Here is a 17,731-nt window from a genome sequence, read left to right as displayed (position 1 = left end):
CCCACCGACGCTCGAGCTTGTCACGACGTTGTTGCGGTTACCCGCGCGGGGATGCCGGCACACGCCTAAAATGAGATTCATGGATTTCAGCGCCTTCTCTCGATACGCAGCACTTGGCTTAGCACCGGACGCGGACCCTCTGCTGGTTCGGGCAGAAGAGCAAAACAGCGACTACGAATCAGGGCTGGTCTCGTTCGGCGGCCGGCGGTGGAGGATCCGCACGGCCCGCATCACCGATACCAAACCTGGAGCGTTCCTCGCTTGCTGGACTCGAAACGCCGACGGACGCACCGAACCTTTTAGCTCGGACGAACAGATTTCAGGACTTCTGGTTTTTGTGCAAGACGCCGAGCGTTTCGGGGTCTTCCGGTTCACCGCCGAACTGTTGCGCAGTCTTGGTATCACCAGCTCGGAAGCGAAGCCCGGCAAACGCGGATTTCGGGTTTACCCCAGCTGGTGCACCGAGTTGAATCCGCAGGCGCAACGCACTCAGCGAGCCCAAGCTGCGGCTTTTAGCGTACTTGGCTAAGCGTCCTGGCTTCGGGCCAGCGCGGCCCTCGGCGAGCGCCTACCGGACCGCTTAGGCAGCCAGTCCGGTGGCGCGCAGTGCGACCGCAGCCAAGGCGCCAACGAGCACCACCACGAGGTATGGGGCTTTGAAGACTAGCGCGATCGTTGCCGCGGCCAGCGCACCGATACGCGCGTCAATGACAAGTTCCTGCCCGCTGGTCACCGCGTTCATGGTGACCAGCGAGGCCAGCAGGGCGACGGTGAGGGTTGCTGCCACATGACTCATCAACGGAGAATCAAGTACTTTTCGCGGCACAAAATAGCCGCAGATCTTCAGCGCGAAGGCCGCCGCGCAGGCGCCGAGCAGCCACCAGCTCAATTCGCTCATGGCTTCTCCTGATCTACTTGCTGCAGGTCTCCGTGTTCGGTCGCCGGTTCGGCGCGGCGCCCGGTGAGCACCGCAAACGCCACCGCGCAGCCGGCGGTGATCAAAATTGGCACACCGGGAACCGTCAGCGGCACGGCAAACGCGGTGACCACGGCCGCGGCGAAGGCGACGATAATCGGCTGGGCGGATTTCAGCCGCGGCCACAATAGTCCGAGGAACGCCGCCACCGCGGCTCCGTCGAGTCCCCACGCTGCCGGATCCCCCATCCGTTCGCCGAGCAAGGCGCCAACGAGCGTAAACAGGTTCCAGAGCGCATACACGCCGAGCCCGGCGGTCCAGAAACCACGGTGCCGCTCGCTTTGGCTCGCCTGTCCAAGGCTTGTTGCGGTGGACTCGTCGATGGTGACCTGAGCCATCAGCGGAACCATGCGCGCCCCGGGGCGCAGGGCCTGCTTGAGCTGCATCCCGTACACCGCATTGCGCACGCCGAGCAGTGTCGCAGCAGAGAAAGCCGCCGAGGCGGCCCCGCCGCCGGAGATCACCCCGATGAAGGCGAACTGCGACCCGCCGGTGAACATCAGGGCGCTCAACGCCACCGTCTGCCAAAGGTTCAGCCCCGCGGCAATAGCCAGTGCGCCAAAGGAAATCCCGTAGAGGCCTGTCGCAAGCGCGATGGACAGGCCCATCTTGGTGGCCGGGGTCAGCCAGCTAGTCGGCGTGGCGGGCATCGTAGCGAATCTTGTAGACACCGCGTTTGACCCGGGCTTGGCCAATTTTTACCTCGTCCAGCTGGTCCACGTGTTGCACATGGGTTCCACCGCACGGTTCGCTGTTCACTCCGGCGATGCTAACCGTACGGTGGCCCTGCTCGTCGATCAGGGTGCTGATTTCGCCACCTTGCGAAATCAGCTCATCCACCCGCTGTTGCAGCCAGGCTTCCGCCGCTGCCCGCTCGGCTTCGTCGCCCAGCGGCAAGTCCACGCTGGAGGGGTCAAAATCCAGGCGTGACTGTCCCTGGAAGTGCGAGTGGCCGCGGTGTTCCCAACCGCGCTCTTCCCCCGCAAAACCAAGAATATGCCCCGCGGTGTGCAAGGCCGCATTGCTGCGCCGGTTCTCGGCGTCGATGCTCGACGTGACCGTTTCCCCTGCGGCATGGTCCCCTGCGCCGTAGAGAACCACCGTTCCGCTTGCCGAGCGGCCCACATCGACCGCAACGCCGTTGACCGAGCCGCGGTCCTCCGGCTGCCCTCCGCCGCGCGGGTGGAAGATATTGGGGCTCAGCGCAATCCAGTCCCCCGTCTCGTCGCTGCCCGTGGCGATGACCGTGGCTTGGGCGGTGAAGACGTAGGAGTCGTGGAGATACAGGTTATGCTGCGTAGCGGTTGTTTCGGTGCTCATGATTGCTCTAGTTCCTGCCGGAGTTCTGCCGGGCGGTTGCTGGTAATTTGGGTGACGCCCATGTTGATCAGGTACTGCGCGTCGGCGGGGCGGTCAACCGTCCAGATCCGGGCGGTCAATCCACGCTCCAGCCACTCGTGCACCAACGGCTCGTTGGCTCGGACCCAGGCGATCCCAGGGCCAATAATACCGGCGCCGCCGGCGTCGATGAGTTCGATGCCCTCGGCCACCGAACGGCGCATGACCTCATAGACTGCCGCGCGTCCGGTCTGCCCGCCGGCCATCAGCTCGGTGACGTATTGCGGATCGATCTCGGTCATCAGCTGGCAGAGCTGTGCACGGTTGACCGTGCGCGAGAGGAACCGGAGGCAGTCCGGCTCGAAGCTCATCAGCGTCACCTGGATCTGCCCCTTCCGACCGGCTTTGCCGGTTTGCGGGTCGAAGCCAAAGGCGGCAAGCACCTTCAGCGTTTCCTCCTCCAGCAAGTGTCCAAAGGGGCTCGGATGCTTGAGCTCTACGGCCAGCCCGATGCCGATGCCGCGTTCGTCGATGAGCTCAAGGAGTTCGCCAAGGCTCAGCAGCTGTTCATTTTCTGCCCCATACTCCGCGGGAACCGCTACCGGCAGGTAGGAGGAAAAGTCCATGGATCGCAGTTCGCCAAGCGAGTATCCGGCCACCTCTCCGGTGGTATCCGAGGTGCGGTCCACGGTCGGATCGTGGTGGCAGACCACAACACCATCCCGGCTCAGATGCACGTCGCATTCGATGCCGTCAGCTCCCTCATCCATCGCCTGCAGATAGGCGGCACGGGTATTTTCGGCATATCTGTGCGAACTGCCGCGATGAGCGTAAAAGAGCGTGTCCATAACTCCTACGCTACTGGTTTGCCGCTGTCGCATACGTGATTAATGCCGTGCCGCGCACTGGGTAAAGTGGGGCGCATGCCAGAACTTCTCGATCAGCGCGCCGAAGACCTACGAGGGATGAAACGAGTAGCTACCCTGCTCTTCTTGTTGATGTGCGCCCTGTTCATCATCAGCGTGCTGTTCCAGGAGCTTGTCCCCGGGCTTAGTTACCTGAAGGCGGCCGCAGAGGGCGGCATGGTGGGCGCCGTCGCCGATTGGTTTGCGGTGACCGCGCTTTTCCGGCATCCCCTCGGCCTGAAGATCCCGCATACCAACTTGATTCAACGGAAGAAGGCCGAGCTGGGTGCCTCGCTAGGCGACTTCGTCCAGCAAAATTTCCTCACTCCGGAGGTCATCTCAGCCAAATTGCGCCAGGCGGATCTGGGCCTGCGCGCGGGCGGATACCTCTCCAGCGGCAAGGGGGCCGAAGCCACGACGGCACAGGTTTCCGCCGCGGCGATCGGTGCCTTGAAGTCCTTGGACGATGAGCAGGTGCTCACGGTGCTGCAGGTGCTGGCCACCGATTACATGGTCGCTCCCGAATGGTCCACGACCTTAGGCACGCTCGGCCAGAAACTCATAGACGACGGGCACCATGAGGCCGCGGTCGAATTGCTCGCGGAGCGGGCAGGTTCCTGGGTGGCGGACCATCCGGAGGTTTTCCTCGAGGTAGTTTCCGGGCGCTCCCCCTCATGGGTTCCGCGTTTGGTCGACGAGATGCTGGCGCAAAAGGTTCATCAGGAATTGCGTGGATTGCTTTTCGCGGTGGCCGGAAATAAGCGCCATCCGCTGCGGCTGGCGCTCACCGGCTGGTTGGCGGAATTCACCGTGGCAATGCAGCACGATCCGGAAACCATCGCCAAGGTTGAGGGATTCAAGCACTCGCTGCTCGGCGATCAACAGCTGCGTGAGCTGGCAATACGTGGCTGGGCTTCGCTGAAGGCCGGGCTGATCGATTCCCTGCAGGACCCGGCCTCGCCCTTGCGCACCGCGCTCCGTTCGGCGATCGCCACCTTTGGCGAGCGGCTGCAAAGCGATACGCTGCTGCGCGCAAATTTGGAGGGCCGGGCCATCGATGGCGTTGCCGCGCTAGTTGCACGGCATGGGGCGGCGCTGGCCGGATTGGTCAGCGACACGGTCCAGGCTTGGGATCCTGCCGAGGCCAGCGAGAAACTCGAGCTGCAGGTGGGCCGGGATCTGCAGTTCATTCGAATCAACGGAACCGTGATTGGTGCGCTGGCCGGGGTGGTCATTTTCTCTGCCGGAGAGCTGATTTTGGCTTTTTCAAGCTGACCTGCCAATTCTTCCGTTCGTCACACGCATCGATGCATCTTTCCATCGGGTCGACGAGAGATTAGTATTCAAGCAGTCTCAATAACTGTTGAATAAGTATTTCTCACTATCGAACCGGCTGGCTAGAGTTGCCATGAACGTCGCTACAGCCTTCAGCGCGGATCGACGATCGGAGCATCCATGGAAACCAGACTTTTACGCTACTTCGTCGCAGTTGCCGAAGAACGCCATTTCGGCCGCGCTGCCGAACGGCTGCATATGGCCCAGCCCCCGCTCTCGCAGCAGATCAAGCAGCTCGAAGAGCAACTGGGGACCCAGCTTTTCATCCGCACCACCCGCAAGGTGGATCTCACCCCTGCCGGAGAGCTCCTGCTCACCCGCGCCCGGGCGCTGCTCGAAGAGCACCAGCAGCTGGCTCGTGACGTGCGCACCGTGGGCGCCGGGGCCAGCGGCGTGTTGCGCTTGGGCTCCACCGGCAGCGCCACCTACCGCATCATGCCGCAGGTCATTGCCGCGACCAGCGAGCACATGCCGGGGCTGCAGTTGAACGTCCAGGGGGAAATGCTCACCCCGGAAATGGAAGAAGCCCTCGCCGAAGGCCGGCTCGATATCGCGATCCTGCGCCCTCCTGTGCACAACGAGGAGGTCGAATACTCCCTTTTGGAGAAGGACCTGCTCGCCGTCGCCCTGCCGGCCGGGCACCGGCTGGCTTCGCACGAAGAGATCGATATCGCCGAACTGCGCACCGAGGACTTCATCTGCTATCCCACCGCTTCGGCGGTCAACACCATCTTCGTTGAGACCTGCCGCAATGCCGGGTTCATCCCGCGCACCGCGCAGGTGGCCCGCGAAACCTCGACCTTGCTCACTTTCATCGCGGCGGGCCTGGGAATCGGCATGGTTCCGACCTCCAATTACCTGCCGCACAGTGAACGGATCGTCTTCCGTCCGCTGTGCAACGCACCGGCCGTGGATCTTGCGGTGGCGTGGAAGGCCGGCAATCAGGCGCCCCTGGTCCAGAACTTCTTGAAACTTTGCACCGCCTTGACCTCCGTGGAAGGAAATTCCGAATGAAAATTGCGCGCATCGAAGCGATTCCCTACGCAATCCCCTATACCCATCCCTTGCGTTTCGCCAGCGGCGAGGTACATACGGCGGACCACGTGCTGGTTCGCGTGCACACCGACGAGGGGATCATCGGCACCGCCGACGCGCCGCCTCGCCCGTATACCTACGGTGAAACCCAGACCTCGATCCGAACTATCGTGCAGGACATCTTCGGCCCCCAGGTGATCGGGTTGGACATCTTCGACCGGGAAAAGATCCGCCAGGTCATGGAGCGCACCATCCACAATCAGGTGGCCAAGGGCGCGCTGGACATCGCCATCTGGGACGCCATCGGCCAGGCCGCCAATACCCCGGTGCACAAGCTCCTGGGCGGCTTCACTGATTCGATGCGGGTCTCGCACATGCTTGGTTTCCGCCCGGCCCAGGATTTGCTCGACGAAGCGCTGCGCTTCGGCGAAGAGTACGGAATCACCACCTTCAAGCTCAAGGTGGGGCGACGCCCCTTGGCGCTGGATATCGAGGCTTGCCGGGTTTTGCGCGAGGGCTTGGGCGAAAACGTTGAGATTTACCTCGACGCCAACCGCGGCTGGACCGCCAACGAGGCCATGGAAGTTCTGCGTCAGACCGAGGGGCTCGGGCTGACGATGCTCGAAGAACCTTGCGACGCCAAGGAAGCCATGAGCCGGCGCCGCCTCGTCGAGCACTCCCCGATCCCGATTGTCGCCGATGAATCGGTGCCAACCGCCGGTGATGTCTCGCGCGAGCTGCTCTCTGGCGGCGCCAATGCGATCTGCATCAAAACCGCACGCTCGGGCTTCACCGAAGCCACCGAGATCCTGGGCCTGTGCACCGGGTTGGGCGTGGACGTCACCATGGGCAACCAGATAGATACGCAGGTCGGTTCGCTGGCCACCGTCACCTTCGGCGCCGCCCACCAAGCGACCACCCGCAAGGCCGGCGAGCTGTCAAACTTCCTGGACATGACCGATGACCTGCTTGCCGATCCGCTGGTTATCAAGGATGGCCGCATTTCGGTGCGCAACGTTCCAGGCGTCGGTGCCGCCATCGACGAAACCAAGCTGGCGCACTACCGCCAGGACTAGCAGTACCCCACCCGATTTTTAGGAGAACCCATGTTGTTCCTTGCACGTATGGACGTAACTTTCCCGGCATACCTCACGGCCGAAGAAGTCACCGACTTCCAGGTCCGCGAGAAGGCCTATTCGGCACAGCTGCAGCAAAGCGGCAAGATGCAAGGCCTGTGGCGCATCGTCGGAGAGTACGCGAACCACTCGCTGTTCAACGTCGAGTCAAATGACGAGCTTCACCAGATCCTCAGCGGCTTCCCGATGTACGCGCACATGAAAATCAAGGTCACTCCGCTGGCTAAACACCCGAATTCACTGAGCTAGAGGCTTTTTGAGAGCCTACCGCCGGCCCGTACGCCAGCTCACAAGTATTGATAGGCAAACAGTCTCAGTGTGCGGGAAATAAGTATTTTACTCGCTATAGACCCTGCACTACATTGAATATCAATCGCACAGGATGATGGGGGTCACAATATGAATCCCCAGCAGCCACACCACACAAAGACAAGGGAGTCATCATGACCGCCGAAACTCCAGCAGACGCAACAGCAGCCAAGTCAGGCAATGCCGCTACCGACAGCTTCCGCAGCTCCGGCAAGCTCGCCGCGATCGAGACGTCCGTTGAGCGCGTGAACCTCTTGGCGAGCAAGCTAGTCAAGGCCGCAAACGACATCATCCTCGAAGAGCGCGTGAGCTACGACGAGTTCAACGCCCTCAAGGCTTGGCTGATCAAGGTCGGCGACGATGGCGAATGGCCGCTGTTCCTGGACGTGTGGCTGGAGCACTCGGTGGAAGAGGTCGCTACCGACCACCGCGAAGGCAACAAGGGTTCCATCGAGGGACCTTACTACGTGCCAAATGCACCGGAGCAGGCTTCCCCTGCCACCATCGCGATGCGCGAAGACGAGAAGGGCACCAGCCTGCTCTTCCAGGGCCAGGTCCGCTCCACCGACGGCAGCGCGCTGAAGAACGCGAAGATCGAGCTGTGGCACGCAGATGAAGAAGGCTTCTACTCGCAGTTCGCTCCAGGCATCCCGGAGTGGAACCTGCGCGGCAGCTTCATCGCCGATGCGGAAGGCAACTTCCAGATCAACACCATGCAGCCAGCCCCGTACCAGATCCCTACCGATGGCGCCTGCGGCCAGCTGATCGCCGCCGCCGGTTGGCACGCCTGGCGTCCGGCCCACCTGCACCTGAAGGTCTCGGCCGAGGGCCACGAGCTGCTCACCGCGCAGCTGTACTTCCCGGGCGACGCGCACAACGATGACGACATCGCCACCGCGGTGAAGCCAGAATTGATGCTCGACCTGCAGCCAGCGCAGTCCGGCGACGGCAAACAGGTCACCTACGATTTCGTGCTTGACCCAGTCAAGTAGGTCTTAGCGCCACCTCACGGCGGGGCTCCCGGCAACACTGCTGGGCACCCCGCCGTTGTCGTACAACGAACATTGCGCTTGCCGCCTTGGTCAACGCCTCGGCAGTAGACCGCACGCCTTCGGATCCACCCCTGCAGCAAACGACCCATGGGAGCGCATCATGACTGCCTCAACACTGCTCAACCCTGCCGTAGAATTCCAGTCCGGAACCGTTGCATGGCCCGCTACCGGCACTCGGGAACCCCAGAACCACTGGGCCTGGACCGGCTGGATGCCCGAGAACGACTAAGGATTCTCTGCGGTTGCCGCTCCAGTAGCGCGCACGCACCCGGTGCCCGGTAGCCGCGATTATTGCCCAGGCGGAGCCTCGATGAGCCCCATGGCGATAAACGCCCGTTGGTAGATCTCTCTGATGACCGCTTCCTTGCGTGCGTTGTACTGCATGGAGTGCTCGCCGGCATCCCGTGACAAGTCTGACGCTTTTCGCTTGGCATTGGCGTAGAGTTCCCGATCGCTTGAGTTCGCTCGGAGCCAATCGCGGAAGATCCGATGCTTGATCGTCTCGGGACTGTCAAAGCCGAAAACGTGGAGATTGCAGGCCGGGTCGACGTGGCGCAGGAACCGATGCCCAAACCACCAAGGTTCCCGCACCCGCAGCTCGAAACCCGCGCGCTGAAGCGCGGGAACATACGAACGCTCGTCATTTGGATCGGCCACGATCAGATCAATGTCGATAATTGGCTTGGCCGGGAGTCCGCGTACCGAGGTCGAACCAACATGTTCGATAGCCAATGCCCGCCAGCCAAGGGCCTCCCGGACCCGTTCGGCAAGCAGCTGGAACTGCTCCGGCCAGGCATCGTTCCAATCGGCTATCTCAATCTCCGGTGATGGGCCGGCCCCCGGAAGGTACGCCGATTGCCCGGCAGGAACAGGCGGTTCGTGAAAGGTGACGATGTCGATGAGCTTTGGCATGAAACTATTCTCGCCGATTGCTGCCGTGCCTTGCGACGGGCAACCTAGTGCTCAAAACCCTCGCGAGTCAGCGCGGCAAGTTCGGTCCGCGTGGATACCGCAAGCTTCGCGTAGATTTTTGTCAGGTGATATTGCACCGTCTTGGTGCTGACAAACAGCTCCTCGGCCACTCGGCGGTTGCTTGCGCCCTCGCAGACGAGCTTGGCGACCGCCTGCTCCTGAGCGGTCAGCGTCGACCAGTCCATCGGTTCGCGGCGTGCCATGCCAATGCCGCTCGCCTGCAGTTCGCGGGTGCAGCGTTCAACGTAGACGGTGGCGTCCAGGTGCGTGAAGATCGACAGCGCCCGGGTTAGCGGGGCAACGCAGTCCGCCCGCTTTCCCGCGCGCCGCAAGCACTGCCCGTAGGCAAAATCGATCCGTGCCCGGTGATAGGCGGTGCCAACGCCCTGAAGGCGAAGCAGCGCCTGCTCGAAGACTTCTCGCGCCGCATCGATGTCCCCCAAGGCCGCCAACAGCATGCCGCGCACCCCGAGGAAGGCGCCGATGCCGTTATTGTGCCCGGCCTTCATCGCGGCATCCAGCAAGGGGGCGATGAATTCTTCGGCTTCCTCCAGCCGCTCGCTGCGAATCAGCGCTTCGGCATACATGTCTTGCCAAGTCCAGAAGCCTGGCTCGTCGATACCCTGGCTGCGGTCAAGGCGAAGTATGGGTTCCAGGGCCAGCAGCACTTCCTCGTGATTGGCCTGGGCGCGCGCGGCTTCGGCCCGCGCCATGCGATACGGCACCTCCATCACCTGGTAGCTGCCCACTCGCACCCACGATTTGGCCAGGTGGACCTCGACAAGTTCCGTGTTTCCCCGCAGCGCATGAATCTGCACCGCCGTGTACTGGATCAGCGGTCGCTGCACCTGAATCCCGAAGCGTTCCTGGATCGCTTGCGCCCCACGGACCGTCTCCAGCGCCTGGTCCCAGTCGCCCACGAGGAATTCGGCGCGGGCCAGCCAGGCCTTGGCCCACAACGAGATTCGCAGCGAGCCCTCGCTGAAGTCGGTGGAACTGGCTGCCGCCAGTTCGTGGCGGGCCAGCTCGATCCGCCCGCTTGCCAAATACACCCAGCCGAGGGACATCTCGGCGCGTTGCCGCTGGGCGCCGGTGGGAAGCTTGCCCAGCAACTCGAGCAATGCCCGTTCGCCTTCCTCCCTGCGGCCCATCATCGCCAGGCCAAGGCCCTGGATGGCTGCGCTTTCGATGGCCTGCGGGCTGCCTGCCTGCGCCAGGCGCAGTGATTGTTCGGCCCATTCAAGAATTTTTGCGCCCTCGAGCTGGCACAGGGAATGCAGCACGCGGCGTTGCGAAATAACCGCCATCGTGTCGCCGAGCTGCAGGCGCACCGCACTCTGCCAGGCGCTGGTCAACCAGCGGTTGGCGGTCTGCGCCCGGCCCTGGAGGATGGCAATGTACCCCGAAAGCACGTCGCGTTCGGCGCTGCTTCCCAAACTTGCCAGCTGGTGGGAAAAGGTCAGCGCCCGCGGAATCTCTCCGGCGGCAACCACCGCGTCTACCGCCTTGAGCAGCAATGCCTCGCGTTGCGCGGGCTCAGGTGTCAAATGCATGGCGCGGAAGAACGCGGTTGCGGCCGAGGACCACTCACCGCGCTGCCCCTGGGCCACCGCGTAGGCCTCCAATTCGCGCGAAAGCCCGATATCCGGCAAGAGGCTCGCGTCGGCTCGATGGCCCAATACGACCCCGCGGTCTTCGGCAATCTCGGCAGCTGCCGCGTGCAGCCGAATGCGGGCGCTCAACGGAATCTGATGATAGACGGCCATCTGGGTCAGCTCGCTGTCAAAACCCAGCCGCACCTTGCCGCTATGCCCCTGGGTTCGCGCCAGCGAGGCATCAACAATCTGCTGGATGTAGGCCAGCGGGGAGTCTTCCTTGGCAAGCCTGACAATGAGGTCAATCCGAGCTTGGCGTCCAAGCACAGCGGCCGCCTCAACAAGCCCGCGGGCGCGCGGCTCCAATTCGTCGAGCAGCTGCTTGATATGCAGCGACAATGCTCGCGGCGCCGGCGGCCAACGATCCCACTGTTCCCAGCTTTGTTCCGGGTTTTCCTGTGCCAATTCGAGAACCGCATGCAGATTGCCTTGTGTGTAGCGCATCAGATGCTCGGCCGCCATGGACGGCAGCTCGATTCCCAGCCGGGTAGAGACGATTTCGCGGGCCTGGGCCGCCGTCGGCACGTCAACGTGCAAGACCTTTAGATCGGTGTCGCCCAAGAACTCACGTGTTTCGGCGGGAAGCATCGCGATGTCTTGGTCGCGCAGGACCAGGACGATAAGTACGCGTTCGGTCTGCAACCGGCGCCAGGCGTAGCGCACCGCCTCGAAGCTTGCGGTATCTGCCCATTGCGCATTTTCGATGACCAGCACCCGGGTTTGCTCCTGGTCCGCGCGCAGGTATTCCAGCAACGCGGGGCCAAGATCTTCGCTTGGCCCGGGCTTGCCGCGTTCCAGCAGTGGTCCCAGAGCCGCGCCGGGGTGCCTGGATTCCCAGCGCGAGGCGGTGACTACGGTAACCGAGGCCATGTTGGAACGACGCAGCAGTTGCTTTATCACGGTGCTTTTGCCGCTTCCTTGCGGTCCTTGCAGGACGGCCAGGGCGCTGCGCTGCTGCTGCACTTCACGCAGCAGGTCGGCGAGCGCATCCTGGGCAACTTGTTGGCTCATTTATGCGTTCACCGACCTTTCAGCGTTGCCGAGTTGTTTCTCGATGCGTCTCTACTTCTCTGCGTCCGCGGTTGCGAGCTCGACCCGCGCGGGCCGCTGCTTGGCGGTGATCTCGGAATTGCGCAGCGGAACGCCGAGGGTGATCAATGCACCAACGATAGCAACCCCGGAGAAGACATAGAAAGCAACATGGTTTTCCACACCTGCCGCCATCAGCAGCCCGCCGAACAACGGTCCGAAGATGCCGCCCAAACGGCCGAACCCGGCGCACCAGGCCACCCCGGCGCCGCGGGCGGCGCTGTTGTAGAAATTAGACACAAATCCGTAGATCAGCACCTGGGTGCCGATGGTTCCGACGCCGGCCACGGCAACCAGCGCCAGCAGGATGCCCAGCGGCAGGTGCATGGTCAGCAGCACCATGGCGAGAGCGGCGAGGAAGAAGGTGGTGAACACGGTGCGCTTCACGCCGAACCGGTCGGCGCCAACGGAGGCGATCAGCCCGCCGAAGATCGCGCCGGCGTTGAAGACCAGCAGGAAGGTGAGCGCGAAGTCCTTGCCATAGCCGAACTGCGACATGATCTGCGGCAACCAGGTGTTCAGCCCATAGGTCAGCATCAGGCCGGTGAAGCTCATGAATCCGAGCAGCAGGGTCGGGAACGCGTACTTCTTGGAGGCCAGCGCACGGAACCCGATCTTGTTCTCTGCGGGCGCGGCTTCGGCTTTTCCGGCAACGGGTACCAGCATGTGAATCGGGACACCGGTGCGGATCGAGACGCGTTCGGCTTCCGCGGTGCGGCCGCGGGCCATCAGCCATTCGGGGGATTCGGGGAGCTTGACCAGGGCCATCGGGAGCAGGAAGAGCAACGGCGTCGCGCCGATCAGGAACAGTCCGCGCCAGCCGATGGCGTCGAGCAGGATGATGGCCAGCAGGGAGGCCAGTACGCCGCCTACGGGAACACCGGAGTAGACGATCGCGTTGTAGAAATTGCGCTTGCCCTTGGGGGCGAACTCGGCGACCACCGCGCCGGCGGTGGCCACCAGTGCGCCCACCCCGATTCCGGTGGCGAAGCGCAGGGCGCCGAAGGCGGTGACGTCGTTGGTCAGGGCGGTCAGGCCCATGGCCACGGAGAACCAGATGATTCCGGTGATCATGATCTTGCGCCGGCCCAGGTAGTCGCCGATGGCGCCGGCAACCAGCGCGCCGACCATCATGCCGGCCAAAGCCCAGCTGCCCAGCGCGCCGGCGGTGGTCGGGGTGACCTCTCCGAGCTGCGTCGGATCGCCCAGCAGCAGCGGAACGATGGTTCCGTAGACGACCAGGTCATATCCGTCGAAGATCAGCGCCATGGTGGCGATGGCCACGACCCAGCGGACCGTGCTTTGCTGTTTCCTGTTGCTGCTTGCTTCCGAAGTTTTCACGAGTTGCTCCATTTTCATTGGCCCGGGCGCACGTCATCGTGCGGGTATCGAGGCACTGGGAAATACCGCGGCGCGAGGGCGCGGCGTGGGAACCGTGGCCCGAAAGATCGTCGGGCGGCGGGTTTTGGAGGGCACACAGGCGGCGGGGATCCCGCCGCCTGCAAGCGATCATTGATTTCTGGCGCGTTGGCTAGCCGAGGTCTCCGCCGGCCACCGCCAGGGTGGCTCCGGTGATGTAGGAGGCTTCGTCAGAGGCCAAGAACACAATCGGCGCGGACTGTTCGTCCAGGGTTCCGTAGCGCTTGAGCAACGTGGAATCGACCGTCTGGTCCACAATGCTCTGGTACCAGGCTTTTTCCTGTTCGCCGGTGGGCGCCGGGCCGCGCTTGACTACCCGCTCAGGGGCTTCGGTGCCGCCCGGGGCGGTAGCCACCACACGGATTCCGTGGGCGGCCCCTTCCATGGCCAGGGCCGAGGTGATCGCCTTGACCCCGCCCTTGGCCGCCGCATAGGGCACCCGGTTCACCCCGCGGGTGGCCACCGAGGAAACGTTCACGATGGTGCCGGACCCGGCCTTGACCATTTCCTCGAAGGCCGCACGGCACATCCACAGGGTCGGGAAGAGCGAACGCTGGATTTCCTTGCTGATTTCTTCCGGCGCGTAGTGCTCGTACGGCTTGGCCCAGATGGTCCCGCCGACGTTGTTGATGAGCACATCGATCCGGCCGAATTCATCCATTGCCGCGGTCACCGCGGCCAGCGCACCCGCGTAGGTTTCGAGGTCTGCGGTCACGCTCAGCGCATGCGCGCCGTGGGCGCGCAAGCCCTCGGCGACGTCGTGGATCAGCCCGGCGCGGTCAACCAGAACCAGTTCCCCTCCCTCGGCGGCGATGCGCCGGGCCACGGACCAGCCGATGCCCTGGGCAGCGCCGGTGACCATGACGACCTGGCCGGCGAAGCGCCCGGGGTGGAAGGACTCGGGGTATCCGGCGGCTGCGGTCTCGTTGGCCGGGGCGTTGTCCGCGCTCATTAGCTTTGTTCCTGCGAGGCCGCGGCCATGGTGGCCTTGGCGTGCTCGTTGTGCGAGATGATCGCCGCCCGGGCCGCCGCGATGTCCTGCTGCTCGAAGGCCGCGACGATGGCGAAGTGGTCGGCGTCCACCGCACCGTCGATCCAGTGCTCCTGGCGCAGCACCTTTGCCATGAGCGCCGGAACCTCCAGGCGGGTGTAGGCCTGGAGCAGGTGCTCGTTGCCGACGCAGGTGAACAGGAACTCGTGGAAGGCGTCGTTGGTGACGGTGAATTCGGCGGCGTTGACGAACTTTTCGCCGTCCAGGGTCTTGCCCGCAAGCTCCGCGAGGACCTTGAATTCACCTAGCTGGCCGTCGGTCAGCTTGCCCATGGTCAGTTCCACAATTGCCAGTTCAAGGGCCATGCGGGCATCGAACTGGGCGCCGAAGGTTGCGTGCTCCTCGCCGATTTCGTAGCCGGCTGCTGGCGCCTCGGCGGCCTCGGCCACCGGCGCCGCGGCTTCCGCTGCCGGTGCGGCCTCCGGCACGACGGCCAGGGCGAACTTCTCGAAGTAGAAGTTCTGCGGCTTGATTCCTTCGCCGTCCAGGTGGCGGCGCACGCCCTCAACCATCGGTGGCGGACCGCAGAGGTAGATGTCCACGTCGCCCTCGGCCAGGTGCTGCGGCTCGAAGTGGTTGGTGACATAACCCTTCTTTTCCGCGGCGCTGTTCGGGTCGCCGACCACGGTATCGAAGCTGAAGCCCGCGATACGCGAGGTATAGGCTTCGAGCACGTCCAGCTCGACCAGATCGGTATCGGTGTTCACGCCGTAGATCAGGTGGACCGGGTGCGGGTTTTCCATGCCGACCAGCTTTTCCAGGATGGACAGCAGCGGGGCCAGCCCGGTGCCGCCGGCCAGCAGCAGGGACTGGCGCTTGGGTTCGCGCAGGAAGAAGCTGCCCATCGGGCCGGTGAAGGTGAGCCGGTCCCCGACCTGCGCGGTATCGCGCATGTAGGTGGACATTAGCCCGCCGTCGGTGATGCGGATCAGGAAGGAGACGGTCTGGACCTCTGGTCCCGAGCTGAAGGAGTACGAGCGGGTCTGGCCGCCGGATCCGGGAACCTCGATGTTCACGTACTGGCCGGGCAGGAAGGACAACTCTTCGCGCTTGTCGACCTCTAGGCTGAAGGCGTAGGTGGTCTCGGAGATGCGGCGGATCTCGGTCAGCGTCGACTCGAAGACGGTCGCGGCGGTCTTGGCCACATCCGAGGTGGTCGGGATCTGCAGCACGAGGTCGGATTCGGGGACCATCTGGCAGGGCAGGCAGAATCCCTTTTCGGCTTCGTCGTCGGTCAGCGCTTCCTCGATGTAGTCGCCGCCGTCGAATTTGCCCGATTCGCAGAAGGACTTGCAGGTGCCGCAGGCGCCGTCGCGGCAGTCAAGGGGGATGTTGATCCGGGCCTTGTAGGAGGCATCGGCGACGGTTTCGCGGGGGCCTACTTTAATGAAGCGGGTGATCCCGTCTTCAAAAGCTAAGGCGACCTGGTAAGTCATAAGGGTGCTCATTTCAAAATTGTGCTGGTGGGGCAGCAGTAAGTTCTTTGCTGCGCTGCGCCGGGCTGGCGCCCGGCGCAGCGCAGGTCGGCTTGGCTAATGCGGCCGAATTAGATGTGGTAGATATCCACCACGTGGTGGATGAAGTCGTTCTTCAGCACTACCTTCTTCGCGGTGATCACCGGCTGGGTGCCGGAGTAGTCGATGGTGTAGAAGGAGTTGCCGAAGTAGGTGTCGACGTTCTGGTAGCGGTAGTACAGCGTGAACCAGTTGAAGCGGACCTCAACCTTGTCGCCATCCACGGCAACGATCTCCACGTTGGTGATGTTGTGCCCGGTGCGCGGCTCCGGCAGGCTGGTGGCCGAGGAGCGGTCGGTCTTGATGCGGAAGACGCGGTCTTCCAGGCCACCGCGGTTTGCGTAGTAGATCAGCGAGATCTCGCGCTGCGGGTCCTCGGTGAGCTTGTCGTCATCGGCCCATGCCGGCATCCAGAAGGTCGCCTCCGGGTGGTAGCAGTCGATCCAGCGGTCGAAGTCGCGGTCATCCAGGAAGCGGGCTTCCTGGTAGAGGAACTGCTCGACGTCCCCGGTGGTGACGGTGCCGTTGCTGGTTTTGGCCTCGGTCAATGCAATGGTGCTCATGTGGCTTTCCCTTCGGCCTTAGTTCTTGGTTTCGAGTTCGGCGGCCAGCGCCTTGCGCATGGTGTCCACCCAGTAGCCATGCTGGATCGGGTACAGGCCCTCGTCCTCGGTGCGCGCACCGGAGGCGATGGGCTCCAGACCGATCTTCTTCGCGTTCTCGTCGGCGCCGGTGATCTGGTGCGCCGAGCCGCGGCTCATGTCGTTCCACTTGGCCGCGGTGGCCATGTAGGTCTTCTGGCAGGAGCGGAATTCTTCCAGGTCATCCGGGGTGGCCATGCCCGAGGCGTTGAAGAAATCCTCGTACTGGCGGATGCGGTTGGCGCGTGCGGTGTCGGACTCGCCCTTGGGTGCGATGCAGTAGATGGTGACCTCGGTCTTGTCCACGGCCACCGGGCGGAACACGCGGATCTGCGAGGAGAACTGGTCCATCAGGTACACGTTCGGGTACAGGCAGAGGTTGCGCGAGACACCGATCATCCAGTCGGCCTTGGCCTCGCCGTAATTGGCGACCAGCTCATCGCGCTTCTCGGCCAGCGGACGGTTTGCGGCGTCCAGCCATTCGGTCCACAGCAGCAGGTGGCCGTTGTCGAATGAGTAGAAGCCGCCTTCCTGCTTGTCCCAGCCGCCGGCATCCATGGTCTTGGTGTCGTTGGTCGATTCGCCGGCGCTGCGCCGGGCCTGGGTGGCGGCGTAGTTCCAGTGGGTCGCCGAGACATGGTAGCCGTCGGCGCCGTTTTCCGCCTGCAGCTTCCAGTTGCCGTCGTAGGTGTAGGTGGAGGAGCCGCGCAGCACCTCGAGGCCTTCCTCGGACTGGTCCACGATCATGTCGATGATCTTCGCCGCTTCGCCCAGGTGCTCTTGAAGGGGTAGGACGTCGGCGTTCAGCGAGCCGAAGAGGAAGCCGCGGTAGTTCTCGAAACGGGCGACCTTGGTCAGATCGTGCGAGCCGTCCTTGTTGAACTGCTCCGGGTAGCCGGCGCCACGGGAATCCTTGACCTTGAGCAGCTTGCCCGAGTTGTTGAAGGTCCAACCGTGGAACGGGCAAGTGAAGGTGGTGCGGTTATCGGTCTTGCGGCGGCAGAGCATCGCGCCGCGGTGGCTGCACGCGTTGATGATGGCGTTCAGCTCATCCTGCTTATTGCGCGAAATGATGATCGGCTGACGGCCGATGTTGGTGGTGAAGTAGTCACCAATGTTGGGGATCTGGGATTCGTGGGCCAGGTAAACCCAGTTGCCCTCCCAGATGTGCTTCATTTCCAGCTCGAAAACTTCTTCGTCGGTGAAAATGTTTCGGTTGGTACGGTATACGCCGGTCTCTGGGCTGTCGACAAGCGCGTTGTCGAGCACCTCTGATACGGCGTTCAAAGTCTCGGTCATGATGT

18 protein-coding genes are annotated in these 17,731 nt (G+C 63.3%); 7 read left to right on the top strand and 11 right to left on the bottom strand.

Features of this window, described 5'->3' with window-relative positions; all coding sequences use genetic code 11:
- Positions 1 to 79: 79 nt before the first annotated feature.
- On the top strand, positions 80 to 529 hold the full coding sequence (locus tag ACT3UQ_RS00455) for a MepB family protein (protein WP_105553587.1): 450 nt from the start codon (positions 80 to 82) through the stop codon (positions 527 to 529).
- Positions 530 to 580: 51 nt separating this feature from the next.
- Here the strand turns inward: ACT3UQ_RS00455 and ACT3UQ_RS00450 are convergent, their stop codons facing one another.
- From ACT3UQ_RS00450 to ACT3UQ_RS00435, 4 genes are read right to left on the bottom strand one after another with little or no spacing between them, the layout of a single operon-like run.
- Positions 581 to 898 carry an AzlD domain-containing protein gene (locus ACT3UQ_RS00450; protein ID WP_096285839.1) on the bottom strand — a complete coding sequence of 106 codons (318 nt, stop codon included), beginning with the start codon at positions 896 to 898 and terminating at the stop codon, positions 581 to 583.
- Positions 895 to 1,626, bottom strand: coding sequence for an AzlC family ABC transporter permease (locus ACT3UQ_RS00445; RefSeq protein ID WP_444636326.1), 732 nt, complete (start codon positions 1,624 to 1,626; stop codon positions 895 to 897). The genes ACT3UQ_RS00450 and ACT3UQ_RS00445 overlap by 4 nt, the downstream gene beginning before the upstream one ends.
- Positions 1,607 to 2,296, bottom strand: coding sequence for a hypothetical protein (locus ACT3UQ_RS00440; protein ID WP_444636324.1), 690 nt, complete (start codon positions 2,294 to 2,296; stop codon positions 1,607 to 1,609). Before ACT3UQ_RS00440 ends, ACT3UQ_RS00445 begins: the two co-directional genes overlap by 20 nt.
- Positions 2,293 to 3,162, bottom strand: a complete 870-nt coding sequence (locus ACT3UQ_RS00435; RefSeq protein WP_444636323.1) for a glycerophosphodiester phosphodiesterase — start codon at positions 3,160 to 3,162, stop codon at positions 2,293 to 2,295. The genes ACT3UQ_RS00440 and ACT3UQ_RS00435 overlap by 4 nt, the downstream gene beginning before the upstream one ends.
- Before the next feature lie 75 nt (positions 3,163 to 3,237).
- Between ACT3UQ_RS00435 and ACT3UQ_RS00430 the strand changes: the two genes are divergently transcribed.
- The 6 genes from ACT3UQ_RS00430 (at position 3,238) to ACT3UQ_RS00405 (ending at position 8,315) form a co-directional block, all read left to right on the top strand.
- On the top strand, positions 3,238 to 4,494 hold the full coding sequence (locus tag ACT3UQ_RS00430; RefSeq protein ID WP_444636322.1) for a DUF445 domain-containing protein: 1,257 nt from the start codon (positions 3,238 to 3,240) through the stop codon (positions 4,492 to 4,494).
- Between the two features lie 180 nt (positions 4,495 to 4,674).
- Positions 4,675 to 5,568, top strand: a complete 894-nt coding sequence (locus ACT3UQ_RS00425) for a LysR substrate-binding domain-containing protein (protein ID WP_105569800.1) — start codon at positions 4,675 to 4,677, stop codon at positions 5,566 to 5,568.
- A complete protein-coding gene (locus tag ACT3UQ_RS00420) occupies positions 5,565 to 6,665 on the top strand; it encodes a mandelate racemase/muconate lactonizing enzyme family protein (RefSeq protein WP_105553592.1) in 1,101 nt (366 codons plus the stop codon). The genes ACT3UQ_RS00425 and ACT3UQ_RS00420 overlap by 4 nt, the downstream gene beginning before the upstream one ends.
- 30 nt (positions 6,666 to 6,695) lie before the next feature.
- Positions 6,696 to 6,974, top strand: coding sequence for a muconolactone Delta-isomerase family protein (locus tag ACT3UQ_RS00415; RefSeq protein ID WP_096285854.1), 279 nt, complete (start codon positions 6,696 to 6,698; stop codon positions 6,972 to 6,974).
- Positions 6,975 to 7,168: 194 nt separating this feature from the next.
- Positions 7,169 to 8,026: a catechol 1,2-dioxygenase gene (catA, locus tag ACT3UQ_RS00410; protein ID WP_105553593.1), complete on the top strand. Its 858-nt coding sequence runs from the start codon at positions 7,169 to 7,171 to the stop codon at positions 8,024 to 8,026.
- A gap of 160 nt (positions 8,027 to 8,186) precedes the next feature.
- Entirely contained in the window at positions 8,187 to 8,315 is a 129-nt protein-coding gene (locus ACT3UQ_RS00405; protein ID WP_258133578.1) for a hypothetical protein, read from the top strand.
- A gap of 59 nt (positions 8,316 to 8,374) precedes the next feature.
- Here the strand turns inward: ACT3UQ_RS00405 and ACT3UQ_RS00400 are convergent, their stop codons facing one another.
- From ACT3UQ_RS00400 to benA, 7 genes are all read right to left on the bottom strand, one after another.
- Positions 8,375 to 8,998: a GrpB family protein gene (locus ACT3UQ_RS00400; protein ID WP_444636321.1), complete on the bottom strand. Its 624-nt coding sequence runs from the start codon at positions 8,996 to 8,998 to the stop codon at positions 8,375 to 8,377.
- Between the two features lie 44 nt (positions 8,999 to 9,042).
- A complete protein-coding gene (locus ACT3UQ_RS00395; protein ID WP_444636320.1) occupies positions 9,043 to 11,724 on the bottom strand; it encodes a LuxR C-terminal-related transcriptional regulator in 2,682 nt (893 codons plus the stop codon).
- A 51-nt stretch (positions 11,725 to 11,775) separates the two neighbouring features.
- Entirely contained in the window at positions 11,776 to 13,143 is a 1,368-nt protein-coding gene (locus tag ACT3UQ_RS00390) for an MFS transporter (RefSeq protein WP_258133579.1), read from the bottom strand.
- Positions 13,144 to 13,333: 190 nt separating this feature from the next.
- On the bottom strand, positions 13,334 to 14,173 hold the full coding sequence (locus ACT3UQ_RS00385; protein ID WP_105553597.1) for a 1,6-dihydroxycyclohexa-2,4-diene-1-carboxylate dehydrogenase: 840 nt from the start codon (positions 14,171 to 14,173) through the stop codon (positions 13,334 to 13,336).
- Positions 14,173 to 15,720 (bottom strand): benzoate 1,2-dioxygenase electron transfer component BenC, encoded by a 1,548-nt coding sequence (gene benC, locus ACT3UQ_RS00380; protein ID WP_258133580.1) that lies wholly within the window; start codon positions 15,718 to 15,720, stop codon positions 14,173 to 14,175. The genes ACT3UQ_RS00385 and benC overlap by 1 nt, the downstream gene beginning before the upstream one ends.
- Positions 15,721 to 15,818: 98 nt before the next feature.
- Positions 15,819 to 16,349: a benzoate 1,2-dioxygenase small subunit gene (gene benB / locus ACT3UQ_RS00375; RefSeq protein WP_105553599.1), complete on the bottom strand. Its 531-nt coding sequence runs from the start codon at positions 16,347 to 16,349 to the stop codon at positions 15,819 to 15,821.
- Between the two features lie 18 nt (positions 16,350 to 16,367).
- The gene (gene benA / locus ACT3UQ_RS00370; protein ID WP_444636318.1) at positions 16,368 to 17,726 is read right to left on the bottom strand and encodes a benzoate 1,2-dioxygenase large subunit; all 1,359 of its coding nucleotides are present in this window, start codon (positions 17,724 to 17,726) and stop codon (positions 16,368 to 16,370) included.
- Positions 17,727 to 17,731 lie beyond the last annotated feature (5 nt).

The sequence above is a fragment of the Glutamicibacter sp. AOP12-B1-11 genome (assembly GCF_052379245.1).
Lineage (GTDB): Bacteria > Actinomycetota > Actinomycetes > Actinomycetales > Micrococcaceae > Glutamicibacter.
The sequence above is the reverse complement of the archived record's forward strand: the minus strand, read 5'-3'. Positions and strand labels throughout refer to the sequence as shown.